This window comes from Klebsiella sp. Lac1 (genome assembly GCF_009825425.1).
Lineage (GTDB): Bacteria > Pseudomonadota > Gammaproteobacteria > Enterobacterales > Enterobacteriaceae > Klebsiella > Klebsiella electrica.
This window is the reverse complement of the sequence record NZ_VJZJ01000003.1, coordinates 479,147-493,209: the sequence shown is the minus strand read 5'-3', so window position 1 is coordinate 493,209 and position 14,063 is coordinate 479,147. Positions and strand designations below refer to the sequence as shown.

The following is a 14,063-nucleotide window of genomic DNA, read 5'->3' as shown; positions in this document are numbered from 1 at the left end:
AGATGACGATCATTGTGGTCTCGTCGCCGGTTCCCCTCAATGCACATTCCTGCCGTTGTCTTGCCCATTTCTCCATCGGGCTGGAGAAAAGGCAGAAAGATGCGCACAATGCAGAGGTGAGAAAACGTCTGGAGAATTACCGAAAATGAACCGCGCCGAGATATGCCAGCTGCTGACGGAAAAGGTTAATGCACTGAAAGATAAAGAAGAAAATCTCAGCGCGCTGCTGCCCGATATTCGGCTGTTGTACGGCACGCAGCCGGGTACCCGCACGCCGGTAATGTACCAGCCAGGCATTGTTTTTCTCTTTTCAGGTCATAAAATTGGCTACATCAATGAGCGGACTTTCCGCTATGACACCAATGAATACCTGCTGTTGACGGTGCCGCTGCCGTTTGAGTGCGAGACCTTCGCGACGCCAGAGGTGCCGCTTGCGGGATTGCGCCTGAATGTGGATATTCTTCAGCTACAGGAGCTGTTGATGGACATTGGCGAGGACGCGCTGTTTCAGCCCTCGATGGCCTCCAGCGGCATCAACTCGGCGGCGCTATCGGAGGAGATCCTGTGCGCGGCGGAAAGGCTGCTGGATGTGATGGAGCGGCCGCTGGATGCGCGTATTCTCGGCAAACAGATCATCCGTGAGATCCTCTATTACGTGCTCACCGGGCCATGCGGCGGGGCGCTGCTGGCGCTGGTCAGCCGACAAACCCACTTCAGCCTGATTAGCCGCGTCCTGAAGCGCATTGAAAGCCAGTACACCGAAAACCTCAGTGTCGATCAACTGGCGGCGGAGGCCAACATGAGCGTCTCGGCGTTTCATCATAATTTCAAATCGGTGACCAGCACCTCACCGCTGCAGTACCTCAAAAGCTATCGCTTACATAAGGCGCGGATGCTGATGATTCATGACGGGATGAAAGCCAGCGCCGCGGCGATGCGCGTCGGCTACGAGAGCGCGTCGCAGTTTAGCCGTGAATTTAAACGCTATTTTGGTATGACGCCGGGAGAAGATGCGGCGCGGATCAGAACGATTCAGGGCATGTGACGGGAAATCAGTCCCGGGAAGGGCTGCTGCGCCACTCCCGGGAAGGCTCTGTCAGGCGTTACAGAATTTTTTCTTGATAACCACCACCAGGGTGCCCACCAGCCCGGCCACCAGCAGCGCGATCGGCAGAATCATCAGGCAGGTCATGACCTGGTCTTCATGTCGCTTCACGAACGGGATCATGCTGAGCGCATAGCCCAGACCGGTGACCACGCCTACCCACAGCAGCGCGCTGAGCCAGTTGAAGAACTGAAAGCGGCGGTTGGAGAGCCCGGAAATGCCGGCCATCGTTGGCAGCAGGGTGCGCACGAAGGCGAGGAAACGACCGGCCAGTAGCGCCAGAAGACCATGTTTATCAAACATACAGGTCGCGCGCTGATGGTACTTCTGCGGCAGATGGGCGAGCCAGCCTTTGACGGTTTCGGTATTGCCGAGCCAGCGCCCTTGCAGATAGCTCAACCAGCAGCCGAGGCTGGCAGCGGCGGTAAGGATGGCTAGAGTCGGCACAAAGTCCATGACGCCTTTGGCTATGAGCGCTCCGGCGAGCAGCAGCAGGCTGTCCCCGGGTAAAAATGAAGCGGGCAGCAGACCGTTTTCCAGAAACAATGTCATGAACATGACCAGATATACAACGCCCACGACCTGGGGGTTTGCCAGCGCGGCAAAATCATGTTGCCACAGGGCGGCGACAATCTCTTGAATGACAACCATGGACTTTCCTAAGTGGTACCGTATTTTTGACTAGTGTACTCCTGAAGAGCCCCGAACACCTTGATCTCGGGCGCAACAACAGCGGCCGCCTTACGTAAAACGTCCGCTATTGTTGCCACTCGCTGTCACTTTACACGATACGCGAGAAGCCTGCCGCTAAATCCGTCAACAGATCGTCAACATTTTCTAAACCGATATGGACGCGAATCAGCGTACCGCTGAAATCGACTTCAGCTTCCGGACGGATGGCGGCGATTTGTTCCGGCTGGTTAGCCAGAATCAGCGATTCAAAACCGCCCCAGGAATAGGCCATGCTGAACAAGCTGAAGTTGTCGAGATACGCAGCAAGCTCGGCGTCGGTCAGGCGTTTATTGAGGACAAATGAGAACAGACCGCTGCTGCCGGTAAAATCGCGCTTCCAGAACTCATGACCCTTGCTGCCCGGTAGCGCCGGGTGGTTGACGCGCGCGACCTGCGGATGTTGCGCCAGCCATTCGGCGATACGCAGGCTGCTTTCATGATGTTGACGCAGGCGGACGCCAAGGGTGCGCAGGCCGCGGCTGGTCATATAGGCGGTATCCGCATCGACCATTTGCCCCATCAGGTAGGCATTTTCCCGCAGCTGATCCCAGCAGCGCGCGTTGGATACCGCGGTGCCGACCATTGCATCAGAGTGGCCAATCAGGTATTTCGTCCCGGCCTGAATCGAAATATCGACGCCGAAATCCAGCGCTTTAAACAACACGCCGGCAGCCCAGGTGTTGTCGATCATGATAATCGCCTGCGGAGCAACGCGGCGGACGGCGGCAACAATTGCCGGAACGTCGTGAACTTCCATGGTGATAGAGCCGGGTGATTCCAGGAACACCACCCGGGTGTTCGGTTGAATCTGGCGGGCAATATCGGCGCCAGCTAGCGGATCGAACCAGCTGGTGGTGACGCCGAGCTTCGCGAGGATTTTAGTGCAAAAGTCCTGGCTGGGCTCATACGCGGTGTTGGTCATCAGGACATGGTCGCCTTGTTCGACGAAGGCCAGAATGGTATTGGCAACGGCTGCGGCGCCGCAGGGAAACAGCGCGCATCCCGCGCCGCCTTCCAGTTCGCACATCGCTTCCTGTAACGAAAAGTGGGTCAATGTCCCGCGACGACCGTAAAACAGTTCGCCTTTTGCCCGGTTGCGGGTGGCGTGCTTTTTAGCTTCGACACTCTCGAACACCAGCGATGAAGCCCGCTGAATCACGCTGTTGACCGAGCCCTGAGTATATTTTTTGCTGCGCCCGGCATTGACCAGCGCGGTATCAAGATGTTTATCAGCCATGTTTTTTACCTGGTTTTATACGTCTGGACGTCTAAACTAGCACGAATGGCTCACCCTGTACCGGGGAATGGCCGATACGGGCAAAAATTTTGCGAAATCCGCGGTCGGCCACTTTTTTACTGCGTAAGCGCAAGGAATCTAAACGTGATTTGCTGCACAGTGTAAATACTAATGAGAACCACTATCAATTCGGGGCTTTTTTGATATGATTGTGCTCAGATTTTGTGATTGACGTCCTGGAGATTCAGCGTGGGTAATAATTTGATGCAGGCGGACCTGTCCGTTTGGGGTATGTATCATCATGCCGATATTGTCGTTAAGGTCGTGATGATTGGCCTGATTTTGGCGTCGGTAGTCACCTGGGCTATCTTTTTCGGCAAAGGTGCTGAAATCCTCTCCAGTAAGCGCCGCCTCAAGCGTGAACAGCAGCTGCTCGGCGATGCGCGTTCCCTCGATCAGGCCAGCGATATCGCAAACAGTTTCCACCCGAAAAGCTTAAGCATCCAGCTTATCAATGAAGCGCAGAACGAACTGGCGCTCTCTGAAGGCGTTGAAGATAACGAAGGGATTAAAGAACGTACCGGTTTCCGCCTTGAGCGTCGCGTAGCGTTCGTGGGTCGCTACATGGGGCGCGGCAACGGTTATCTGGCGACCATCGGGGCGATTTCCCCGTTCGTCGGCCTGTTTGGTACCGTCTGGGGTATCATGAACAGCTTTATCGGCATTGCGCAGACGCAGACCACTAACCTTGCGGTGGTGGCACCGGGCATCGCGGAAGCGCTGCTGGCGACGGCCATCGGCCTGTTTGCGGCGATTCCAGCCGTGGTTATCTATAATATTTTTGCCCGCATGATCGGCAGCTACAAAGCGTCGCTCGGCGATGTCGCCGCGCAGGTGCTGCTGCTGCAAAGCCGTGACCTGGATCTGAGCGCCAGCGGCGTAAAACCGGTTCGTACCGCGCAAAAATTACGAGTAGGTTAATGCTTTATGGCAATGCATTTTAACGAAAACCCCGATGATAACGGCGAAATGCATGACATCAACGTCACGCCGTTTATCGACGTCATGCTGGTGCTGTTGATCATCTTTATGGTGGCGGCGCCGCTGGCGACCGTGGATGTGAAGGTCAACCTTCCGGCCTCCTCAAGTCAGCCACAGCCGCGTCCGGAAAAGCCGATTTATCTGTCGGTGAAAGCGGATAACAGCATGTTCCTCGGCAACGATCCGATCACCGAAGAGAGCATGATCGGCGCGCTGAATACGCTGACGGAAGGGAGGAAAGACACCACCGTCTTCTTCCGTGCGGATAAAACCGTGGACTATGAGACCATGATGAAGGTCATGGATACTCTGCACCAGGCGGGTTATCTGAAAATTGGTCTGGTGGGCGAAGAAAGCGTAAAAGCGAAATAACCCTCCCGACGACGTTTATCAGGCTGGCCATGTGCCAGCCTTTTTTATGCCCGATATTCAGCGGCGATATGGCGGGAGGTTGCAATCGCTGCGGCGGGTTGCGATATAATGGCGGACTTTTGCTTAACTCACAGGATCTTATGGAACGCTTTCTGGAAAATGCTATGTATACCTCCCGCTGGTTATTGGCGCCGGTTTATTTTGGTCTATCGCTCGGGCTGATTGCGCTGTCGATCAAATTTTTTCAGGAGATTTTCCACATCCTGCCGCACATCTTCAGCGTGAGCGAGTCGGATCTGGTTCTGACGCTGCTGTCGCTGGTCGATATGACGCTGGTGGGCGGCCTGCTGGTGATGGTGATGTTCTCCGGCTACGAAAATTTTGTCTCCCAGCTGGATATCAATGAAGGTAAAGAAAAGCTCAGCTGGCTGGGCAAAATGGACGCCACCTCGCTGAAAAATAAAGTGGCGGCGTCCATTGTCGCCATCTCCTCTATCCATCTGCTGCGGGTGTTTATGGACGCGCAAAACGTACCGGACAACAAGCTGATGTGGTACGTCATTATCCATCTGACCTTTGTGCTGTCGGCGTTTGTGATGGGCTATCTCGATCGTCTGACCAAGGTTAAGCACTGAGATACCTGCCCGGCGGCGCAGCGCCGCCGGGTGAGTGACTTATTGATCCGACGAGGTTTGCCATAAATTGAGCTGGCCATCCGCGACATGCTGGTCAATCTGCGCCAGCTCTTCTGCGCTAAACGTCAGATTATTCAGTGCCTGTACGTTCTCCTCCAGCTGCTGTGGGCGGCTGGCGCCAATCAGCACTGATGTGACCCGACTATCCTTCAGCAGCCAGCTCAGCGCCATTTGCGCCATACTCTGTCCGCGGCTGTGGGCCATCTCCTGCAGTAAGCGCAGGCTGTGCAGATTTGACTCACTGAGCATATTCTCCGTCAGGCCGCGCGCTCTTTTCCCTTCGTAGAACATCCGCGAACCTTCGGGGATCTGCTGTAGATATTTGCCGGTCAGCAGGCCCTGCGCCAGCGGCGTAAAGGCGATACAGCCGACGCCGTTCTCCTCCAGCGTATCCAGCAGCCCGCTGGTGTCGACCCAGCGGTTGAGCAGGTTATAAGACGGCTGGTGAATCAGCAGCGGGATCTTCCAGTCGCGCAAAAGCGCGGCCATTTGCCGCGTACGTTCCGGCGAATAGGAGGAGATGCCGACATACAAGGCTTTACCGCTCTGCACCGCCTGTGCCAGCGCCGCGGCGGTCTCTTCCATCGGCGTATTTTCATCGACGCGATGCGAATAGAAAATATCGACGTAATCCAGTCCCATCCGCTGCAGGCTCTGATCGAGGCTGGCGAGCAGATATTTTCGTGAACTACCGTTGCCATAGGGGCCTGGCCACATGGAATAGCCCGCTTTCGTCGCCACAATCAGCTCGTCGCGGTAGGCGGCGAAATCCTCGCGCAGCAGGCGGCCAAAATTCTCCTCCGCGCTGCCGGGCGGCGGCCCGTAGTTATTCGCCAGATCGAAATGGGTAATGCCCAGATCAAAGGCTTTGCGTAACAGGGCGCGTTGGTCATCCAGCGCGTGACCGTGACTAAAGTTGTGCCACAGTCCCAGCGACAAAAGGGGCAATTGCAGGCCGCTTTTACCGCAGTAGCGGTACTGCATGCGATCGTAGCGGGTGGGATCAGCTAACCAGGACATGCTCTCTCCTTATAAATTAAAACGTCGTTCCCATTTTAACTGGTATGGTACGCCAGCAGCGTTCGCTGGATCACAATGTGTAAGATTGCTGGCGTCACCGCGAGCTTCTGCTTTGCTTAAAGGGGGGAATATCCGGAGAAGAGATGATGACGCGACTGACGGCGAAAGATTTTCCGCAAGAGCTGCTGGAGTATTACGACTATTACGCGCACGGCAAAATCAGCAAGAGGGAATTTTTGCAGCTGGCCGGAAAGTACGCCGTCGGCGGCATGACCGCCCTGGCGCTGTTTAACCTGCTGAAACCGAACTACGCGCTTGCCGGGCAGATCTCGTTTACCGACCCGGATATCCATGCGCAATATATTCGCTATCCTTCGCCCGAGGGTCACGCCGAGGTGCGTGGTTATCTGGTGGTGCCGACGAAATCCAGCGTAAAACCGGCGTCGGTGATCGTCGTGCATGAGAATCGCGGACTGAATCCCTATATCGAAGATGTCGCCCGCCGGGTGGCCAAAGCCGGTTACATCGCGCTGGCACCGGATGGCCTGAGTTCGGTGGGCGGCTATCCCGGCAATGATGACGAAGGGCGCGAGCTTCAGCAGAAAGTCGATCCGCAGAAGCTGATGAACGACTTTTTTGCCGCCGTCGCCTTTATGGAAAAACATCCGCAGGCGAGCGGAAAAGTGGGGATAACCGGGTTTTGTTACGGCGGCGGGGTTTGCAATGCCGCCGCCGTGGCGATCCCGGAGCTGGCCTGCGCGGTGCCGTTTTATGGCCGCCCGCCGCCGATCGCGGAGGTCGGGAAAATCCATGCCCCGCTGCTACTGCACTATGCGGAGCTGGATAAACCCATCACCGATGGCTGGCCCGCTTATGAACAGGCGCTGAAGGCGCAGCATAAAGTGTTCGAAGCCTATATCTATCCGCAGGTGAACCACGGTTTTCACAACGACTCCACGCCGCGCTACGACCGGGCTGCCGCCGAGCTTGCCTGGCAGCGAACGCTGGCGTGGTTTGCCAAATATCTCGGCTAAAAGGGCGGAAATAGCGCTGGCACTCGCTCAAAAAATCGCTATATAATTTTATATATAGCGATTGAGGAGGGAAAAGCGATGGATAACCATTTTGGCAAAGGTTTAATGGCGGGGCTGAAGGCGTCTCAGGCGGAAAGCGCCAGCAACGCAGCCGGTTTTTGCGCGGATTATAAACGTGGCTTTGTCCTCGGTTATTCTCAGCGCATGTTTGAAAAAACCGGCGATCGCCAGCTTAGCGCCTGGGAGGCCGGGATCCTCACCCGCCGCTATGGCCTGGACAGAAACATGGTCATGGATTTCTTCAGGGAAGGACATTCCTGTATCGCGATGCGTTACTTTATGGCGGGATACCGGCTGGAAAGTTAACTACCGAAGGCCGAAGCCCCCGGTAGGCGAGAGGTTATGCCTGGCGCTTGTCTTCGGTCAGGGTATCAAAGTCGCTGGCGCTGTGGCGTTCGTGCAGCTGCTCGTTAAGCGGGCCGTTGGTCCGGTTGACGATTCGTCCGCGTTTGACTGCCGGACGATTGCCAATGTCCTGCGCCCAGCGCAGGACGTTTTTATAGCTGCCGGCGTCCAGGAATTCCGCGGCATTATACACCCCACCCAGCACGACATTGCCGTACCACGGCCAGATGGCCATATCGGCGATGGTGTACTCTTCCCCGGAAACATAGCGGTTGCGGGCGAGCTGTTTATCCAGCACGTCGAGCTGACGTTTGGCTTCCATCGTGAAGCGGTCAATCGCGTACTCGATTTTCACCGGCGCATAGTTAAAGAAGTGACCAAAACCGCCGCCGAGGAACGGGGCGGCGCCCTGTAACCAGAACAGCCAGTTCAGGGTCTCGGTCCGCCCTGCGGGATCTTTAGGCAGGAAGAAACCAAATTTTTCAGCGAGGTAAAGCAGAATGCTGCCGGACTCAAATACGCGCGTCGGCGGAGTGGTCGAGTGGTCGCTCAGCGCGGGAATTTTTGAGTTGGGGTTCACCTCAACAAAACCGCTGGAGAACTGATCGCCTTCGCCAATGCGAATCAGCCAGGCATCGTATTCCGCGCCGCTCACCCCAAGCGCCAGCAGCTCTTCCAGCAGGATGGTCACCTTCTGGCCGTTGGGCGTGCCCAGGGAGTAAAGCTGCAGCGGATGTGAGCCAACCGGTAGCGTTTTTTCATGGGTGGCGCCGGAGACGGGACGGTTGATGTTGGCGAACGCGCCGCCGTTGTTTTGCTTCCACTCCCACACTTTAGGGGGTTGGTAGTTATTCTCTGACATGAGGACCTGCCTTTTTAGTGAGCCGTTGAGGGAGTGTAGCAGGAGATTCCAGGCAGGTTTAACAGTGTGAGGCTTATTGGCCCCGGTCAGCGTCGCGCAACCGGGGCGAGGAGGACTCAGGCCATAATCCGCGCGGCCCATACGCTGATATCGTCGCCGCTGCCGAGGTCCGGCTGCACCAGGCCGTTGACCATAAAGGTCGGCGAGACATGAATACCGTTCTGTCGCGCGTATTTGCAATGCCATTTAATCTCAGCCTGCAGCTCAGGGCGGGCAAAGGCCGTAGAGAGCAGAACCTGGCTGTAGTGCTCAATGCGCTGGATAATCTGCTGCGGCGTGGTCTCCATATTCGGCCCGCTGCAATGATCGGTAAATTCAAACTCTTCGCGATGGTCGGCGACCGCTTTTAACACCCTGTGCGCCTGCTCTCTGCCGTGCGGTAGCGTCGAGGCGGCAAGAATGCAGCGCACGATGACGCCGGAGAAAAGATGCCACGGCTGCGACTGCAGGCGAATCTTGATAGTCACATTATCCGCGCCGACTTCGTCCAGCAGATCGTCAAGCTTATTGAACGCCCGGACGGAAAACGGGCAGGTTGGCTCAAGGAATACCTCAAAAGTACGTGGGCCGTGGCCCCAGACCAGCGGTTGAGCCTGCAGATGCGGTTGTGCGCTCATAATCAACTCCTGACGTTGTCTCATTCTTCGTTATGGTTCCCTGCATCATCCAGGCGGTTGTCAGCGGCAATGCAACCTGAAGTATTACGGGGAGATATTACAACTAACGATATCACTTTTACCCAAAGGCGCCGGGTTATTTTCCCGCGGGGCACGTTCGCTGAATCCAATGAGTGGTATCATCACTGCACCTCTGTCTGGTAAGTGCCTGCGGCAGGATAAGAAGAGGGAGTTTTGTTCCGCCAACTGCCCGGGCTGCATTAATTTGAGGTCAGGCTAATGAGCAAAGGATCGACAAGTAGTGATGCCCCTTTTGGTACGTTGTTAGGCTACGCGCCGGGGGGCGTAGCAATTTATTCATCGAATTACAGCAGTTTAAATCCGCGCGACTATCCGGATGACGCCACGTTCCGCAGTTACATCGACAATGAGTATATGGGGCACAAATGGCAGTGCGTTGAATTCGCGCGCCGTTTTTTGTTCCTCACCTACGGTTTTGTCTTTACCGATGTCGGCATGGCCTATGAAATCTTCTCCCTGCGTTTTCTGCGTGAAGTGGTTAATGACAATATTTTGCCGCTACAGGCTTTTGCAAACGGCGCCCGCCGTCCGCCGATAGCCGGTTCGCTGCTGATTTGGCAGAAGGGCGGCGAGTTTAAGCATACCGGCCATGTCGCGGTGATTACGCAACTGGTCGGCAATAAGGTCCGCATCGCCGAGCAAAACGTGATTCACGCGCCGCTGCCGCAGGGCCAGCAGTGGACTCGCGAATTAACGCTGGAAGTGAAAGACGGTTTCTACACCATCAAAGACACCTTTGCCGATACCGAAATATTAGGCTGGATGATTCAGACCGCCGATACCGAGCACAGTCTGCCGCAGCCAGTGCTGCCGGGCGAAGCGATGGCGATTCAGGGAGCGAGACTGCCGAATAAAGGCCAGTTCCGCGGTAACTGGCTGAACGAGAAAGATTCGCTGCAGAAAGCCTACGTGGCCGCCAATGGTCACTTCATCAATCAGGATCCCTATCAGTACTTCACCATTACCGAAAGCGCCGAGCAGGAGCTTATCAAAGCGACCAACGAGCTGCATTTGATGTACCTGCACGCCACCGATAAGGTGATGAAAGATGACCATCTGCTGGCGCTGTTTGATATCCCCAAAATTCTCTGGCCGCGCCTGCGTCTCTCATGGCAGCGACGCCGTCATCATATGATCACCGGCCGCATGGATTTCTGTATGGATGAGCGCGGGCTGAAGGTCTATGAATACAACGCCGACTCCGCCTCTTGTCATACCGAAGGCGGGCTGATCCTCGAACAGTGGCTGAAACAGGGCTATTACGGCAGTGGACACAACCCGGCGGAAAATCTGCTTGATGAGCTGGCGGGCGCCTGGAAACACAGCCGCGCCCGTCCTTTCGTGCATATCATGCAGGACAAGGATCTGGAGGAGAACTACCACGCGCTGTTTATCCAGCGCTCGCTCACGCAGGCGGGGTTCGAAAGTAAGATCCTCTTTGGCCTTGATGAGCTGCACTGGGACGCCGCCGGGCAGCTGATCGACGGCGACGGGCGTCTGGTGAACTGCGTCTGGAAAACCTGGGCCTGGGAAACCGCCATCGAACAGGTGCGCGAGGTCAGCGCCGATGAGTACGCCGCCGTGCCGATCCGTACCGGGCATCCGCAAAACGCCGTGCGGCTGATCGATGTGCTGCTGCGCCCGGAAGTGCTGGTTTTCGAACCGCTGTGGACGGTGATCCCCGGTAACAAGGCCATTCTGCCGGTACTGTGGTCGCTGTTCCCCAACCACCGCTATCTGCTGGATACCGATTTTGTGATCAACGATGAGCTGGCGAAAACCGGCTATGCGGTGAAGCCTATCTCTGGCCGCTGCGGCAACAACATCGATTTGATTGGTCCGCAAGATGAAGTGCTGGATAAAACCAGCGGGCAGTTTGTCGATCGTAAAAATATTTACCAGCAGCTCTGGTGCCTGCCGAAGGTGGATGGTAAATACATTCAGGTGTGTACGTTTACCGTCGGCGGTAACTACGGCGGTACTTGTCTGCGCGGCGATGATTCGCTGGTGGTCAAAAAAGAGAGTGATATCGAACCGTTAATTGTGCTGAAAGACAGCGACGGCCGGTAGCCGGCAGCCCGGACAGCGCCGTAAACGACCTGTCCGGGCAACAAATCCTGCAAATACGCTAAGTCACAAAGAAAACAACAAGACAGAAAAGGAAAATAATATGCACGACAGGCGACTCGCCGCCCGCGCGGGTGAACTCAAGCCCTCCGCCGTCCGCGAACTTCTTAAGCACAGTAAACTGCCCGGCGTTATCTCCCTGGGCGGCGGGATTCCGGCTCCGGAGTTGTTTGATACCGAAGGCCTGAATCTGGCTGTGCAGCAGGTGATGAGCGGGCGCTTTAACGATGCATTTCAGTATGGTTTGACCGAAGGCTATCCGCCGCTGCGTCAGGCCGTAAGTGAACTGTGTCAGGCGCGCGGCGTTGACTGCCAGGCCAGCCATGTCTATATCACCTCCGGCTCTCAGCAATCGCTGGATATTGTGGCGCGCACGCTGCTCGATCCGGGCGATGCGATTGTGGTTGAGCGCCCGACCTACCTGGCGGCACTGCAGGTATTCCAGCTGGCGCAGGCCAATATTCTCAGCGTCGATACCGACGATAACGGGATGTTGGTTGAACAGCTGGCCGACCTGCTGGAAACGACCCGCGTCAAAGCCGTTTATCTGGTGCCCACCTTCGGCAACCCCGGTGGAAAAACCCTGAGCGAAGATCGCCGTCGCCGTCTGGTGGCGCTGGCGAAACAGCATGATTTTGTCATTATCGAAGATGATCCCTATGGCGAAATCAGCTTTACCGATGAAGTCCGCCGTCCGCTGTATCAGCACGCGGTTGAGCTGGGCTGCGAAGATCAGGTGGTCTACACCTCCACTTTCTCCAAAATTCTCGCTCCGGGGATGCGTATCGGCTGGATTGTGATGCCGGACTGGCTGGCGCAGCAGACGGTGATCGTCAAGCAGGCGGCGGATCTGCATACCAATATGCTGTCGCAAGTGATCACGGCGGAGTATCTGGCGATGAATCGCCTGGATAACCAGATCGCGCTGATCCGTGAGGATTATCGTAAGAAGTGTGTGGCGCTGGCGGATGCGCTGGAGTCGCGTCTCGGGGAGCACATTGCCTTCAGCCGACCTAAAGGTGGGATGTTCCTGTGGGCTCGCTTCCGCTATTCGTTCGATACGATGGCGTGGATGAAGACAACGCTGGCAAACGGCGTGGTGTTTGTCCCCGGCGAAGCGTTTTATCACGATAATCCGGATACCCGTACGCTGCGACTGTCCTACTCGACGGTCCCGGAAGAAGGGCTGATGACGGCCGTTGAACGTCTGGCGAAATCGCTGTAGCTGTCTATAAATCACTCCGCGCCGCCGGGCGGCACGGAGTGTTAATCTGGTTTAGTCGCTTTCGGCGATGCGGTCATCGAGCCAAATCAGCATCAGTGAGGAGAGAAACGCCGTGCCGAGTGTGCCAATAAATAGCCACATAAAGAATCCCTCAGAGGTTTTTTATTATTTTTCTTTTTTTACCGGTGAGTGATTGTTTCTGTTGATCATCGTGACTTTAGTCGCGGACTGGGTGGTGGCGAGGGTGAAGAAATCATCAGCATCAATATCAAAATTCAGCACGATTTCCCTGTATTTCCCGCAGTGAATTAACTCTTTCGCTTCTTGCATACTACTGACTGTTATTGTCGGCATCGTCTTATCTCATGTGAAAAACTGGTTAGCAAAGTAAGAGCTTGTGCATGACAGATCAACTCTTTTTTATCGTCGCGGGCAAGAACGCTTTTCCTTACTATTTGAGTGGGAATGCGAGGACGGGACAGGGCGTCGCCCATTGCCGCCTGGCCCGCGAATACAAAAGAGTCGTTAACGCTGCTTTGCGCTCATCAACTGGCGGCAGCGCGACTGATCCTCACGGATGCTGTCCTGCTCTTCCTGACTTAACTGTAGCCAGGTCTGGCGCATTCGCTCGCCAAGTGCCGGGATATAGTGGTTTTTGTGCAGCGCATAATCGGAATTGCCGCCTTCGACAATGTTTTCCATATCACGGAGAAACGCCCGGCTGTCCTGGTGGTCGATGACGCAAAACACCGAGCGGTAGTAAGCCTCATCTTCTGCGCAATAGTGCGGCGTGCGCCACCAGACAAGCAGCGCGATCAGCGCCAGCAGCGGAATAACAAAAGGTAATTTCTTCAGCATCGATGGGGTCAGGAAGAGGAAACAGAGGGGATAGTGTACCTGCTGCGCAAACAGGATGTCATCCCGCAGGCATCATTTCACCTTCGCACCGCGCGAGCCAGGGCGATGCCCGGCTAACAAAGCGTCGCCGCATCAGTATTCTGAGTCATAGCAGGCATCGCTAAAAAATAAACAACAGCCGATCGTTACGCTGCTTATGGAATATATCAACGCCGGTACTGGCTTTTAATACTGAATTTTATCGATGACGTGAAGTGATGTTAACGGTGCTTCATTAACGATAGCGAAAATAACGGAAAGTATCGGCTTCGCAGGCAATTCCGAATCGCCGCAACATTCCGTGCCGTCGTGCCTGGTGGGGGGCCGTCTGGCTCGCCACAAGCGCATTGTCTGCATAGGAAAAAACGATTCTCTGGCGATATTTTTTATATGCCGAAGAACTTGCTATTTATTTTTTTTGAATAATTCGCCCTTTGACTCATTATATTTTTACCCGGTTTGCGGCGAAATATTGTTTTTACCTTGTAGATTCAATGTGCTGCACTCTGCATCACTATTTTATTCTCAGGTTCTAAATTTATAATAATTTACC

The 14,063-nt window shown here is 55.4% G+C and carries 16 protein-coding genes; 9 read left to right on the top strand and 7 right to left on the bottom strand.

Annotated features, from left to right (window positions below; translation table 11 throughout):
• Nucleotides 1–2: 2 nt before the first annotated feature.
• Together FNY10_RS21360 and FNY10_RS21355 are read left to right on the top strand one after the other, a co-directional pair.
• Nucleotides 3–149: a hypothetical protein gene (locus FNY10_RS21360; RefSeq protein ID WP_160704439.1), complete on the top strand. Its 147-nt coding sequence runs from the start codon at nt 3–5 to the stop codon at nt 147–149.
• Nucleotides 146–1,045, top strand: coding sequence for an AraC family transcriptional regulator (locus FNY10_RS21355; RefSeq protein WP_131048543.1), 900 nt, complete (start codon nt 146–148; stop codon nt 1,043–1,045). Before FNY10_RS21360 ends, FNY10_RS21355 begins: the two co-directional genes overlap by 4 nt.
• A gap of 51 nt (nt 1,046–1,096) precedes the next feature.
• Here the strand turns inward: FNY10_RS21355 and yghB are convergent, their stop codons facing one another.
• Together yghB and metC are read right to left on the bottom strand one after the other, a co-directional pair.
• The gene (yghB, locus tag FNY10_RS21350; RefSeq protein ID WP_100683495.1) at nt 1,097–1,756 is read right to left on the bottom strand and encodes a DedA family general envelope maintenance protein YghB; all 660 of its coding nucleotides are present in this window, start codon (nt 1,754–1,756) and stop codon (nt 1,097–1,099) included.
• A gap of 130 nt (nt 1,757–1,886) precedes the next feature.
• On the bottom strand, nt 1,887–3,074 hold the full coding sequence (gene metC / locus FNY10_RS21345) for a cystathionine beta-lyase (RefSeq protein WP_100683494.1): 1,188 nt from the start codon (nt 3,072–3,074) through the stop codon (nt 1,887–1,889).
• Between the two features lie 249 nt (nt 3,075–3,323).
• On the opposite strand from metC, the gene exbB reads away from it, so the two are divergent.
• The 3 genes from exbB to FNY10_RS21330 all read left to right on the top strand — a co-directional run bounded on the left by exbB (nt 3,324) and on the right by FNY10_RS21330 (nt 5,122).
• Nucleotides 3,324–4,055 carry a tol-pal system-associated acyl-CoA thioesterase gene (gene exbB / locus FNY10_RS21340; protein WP_141963414.1) on the top strand — a complete coding sequence of 244 codons (732 nt, stop codon included), beginning with the start codon at nt 3,324–3,326 and terminating at the stop codon, nt 4,053–4,055.
• 6 nt (nt 4,056–4,061) lie between these two features.
• On the top strand, nt 4,062–4,487 hold the full coding sequence (gene exbD / locus FNY10_RS21335; RefSeq protein WP_160704441.1) for a TonB system transport protein ExbD: 426 nt from the start codon (nt 4,062–4,064) through the stop codon (nt 4,485–4,487).
• Nucleotides 4,488–4,627: 140 nt separating this feature from the next.
• Nucleotides 4,628–5,122: a TIGR00645 family protein gene (locus FNY10_RS21330; protein ID WP_100683491.1), complete on the top strand. Its 495-nt coding sequence runs from the start codon at nt 4,628–4,630 to the stop codon at nt 5,120–5,122.
• Between the two features lie 39 nt (nt 5,123–5,161).
• On the opposite strand, the gene mgrA is transcribed toward FNY10_RS21330, so the two are convergent.
• Nucleotides 5,162–6,202 carry an L-glyceraldehyde 3-phosphate reductase gene (mgrA, locus tag FNY10_RS21325; RefSeq protein WP_131048545.1) on the bottom strand — a complete coding sequence of 347 codons (1,041 nt, stop codon included), beginning with the start codon at nt 6,200–6,202 and terminating at the stop codon, nt 5,162–5,164.
• A gap of 146 nt (nt 6,203–6,348) precedes the next feature.
• On the opposite strand from mgrA, the gene yghX reads away from it, so the two are divergent.
• Both yghX and FNY10_RS21315 read left to right on the top strand, forming a co-directional pair.
• Nucleotides 6,349–7,236 carry a YghX family hydrolase gene (gene yghX, locus FNY10_RS21320; protein WP_142255832.1) on the top strand — a complete coding sequence of 296 codons (888 nt, stop codon included), beginning with the start codon at nt 6,349–6,351 and terminating at the stop codon, nt 7,234–7,236.
• A gap of 78 nt (nt 7,237–7,314) precedes the next feature.
• Entirely contained in the window at nt 7,315–7,602 is a 288-nt protein-coding gene (locus FNY10_RS21315) for a DUF2623 family protein (RefSeq protein ID WP_100683489.1), read from the top strand.
• Nucleotides 7,603–7,636: 34 nt separating this feature from the next.
• Here FNY10_RS21315 and yghU read toward each other — a convergent pair whose 3' ends face one another.
• Complete coding sequence (gene yghU, locus FNY10_RS21310) at nt 7,637–8,503, bottom strand: glutathione-dependent disulfide-bond oxidoreductase (protein WP_100683488.1); 867 nt, start codon at nt 8,501–8,503, stop codon at nt 7,637–7,639.
• Between the two features lie 116 nt (nt 8,504–8,619).
• Entirely contained in the window at nt 8,620–9,180 is a 561-nt protein-coding gene (locus FNY10_RS21305; RefSeq protein WP_131048546.1) for a DsbA family protein, read from the bottom strand.
• 279 nt (nt 9,181–9,459) lie between these two features.
• Between FNY10_RS21305 and gss the strand changes: the two genes are divergently transcribed.
• Both gss and FNY10_RS21295 read left to right on the top strand, forming a co-directional pair.
• A complete protein-coding gene (gss, locus tag FNY10_RS21300) occupies nt 9,460–11,331 on the top strand; it encodes a bifunctional glutathionylspermidine amidase/synthase (protein ID WP_131048547.1) in 1,872 nt (623 codons plus the stop codon).
• A gap of 100 nt (nt 11,332–11,431) precedes the next feature.
• Nucleotides 11,432–12,613 carry a PLP-dependent aminotransferase family protein gene (locus FNY10_RS21295; RefSeq protein WP_100683485.1) on the top strand — a complete coding sequence of 394 codons (1,182 nt, stop codon included), beginning with the start codon at nt 11,432–11,434 and terminating at the stop codon, nt 12,611–12,613.
• A gap of 165 nt (nt 12,614–12,778) precedes the next feature.
• Here the strand turns inward: FNY10_RS21295 and FNY10_RS21290 are convergent, their stop codons facing one another.
• Together FNY10_RS21290 and FNY10_RS21285 are read right to left on the bottom strand one after the other, a co-directional pair.
• The gene (locus FNY10_RS21290) at nt 12,779–12,967 is read right to left on the bottom strand and encodes a hypothetical protein (protein WP_100683484.1); all 189 of its coding nucleotides are present in this window, start codon (nt 12,965–12,967) and stop codon (nt 12,779–12,781) included.
• Nucleotides 12,968–13,138: 171 nt separating this feature from the next.
• Nucleotides 13,139–13,471 carry a hypothetical protein gene (locus FNY10_RS21285; protein WP_100683483.1) on the bottom strand — a complete coding sequence of 111 codons (333 nt, stop codon included), beginning with the start codon at nt 13,469–13,471 and terminating at the stop codon, nt 13,139–13,141.
• Nucleotides 13,472–14,063: the final 592 nt, after the last annotated feature.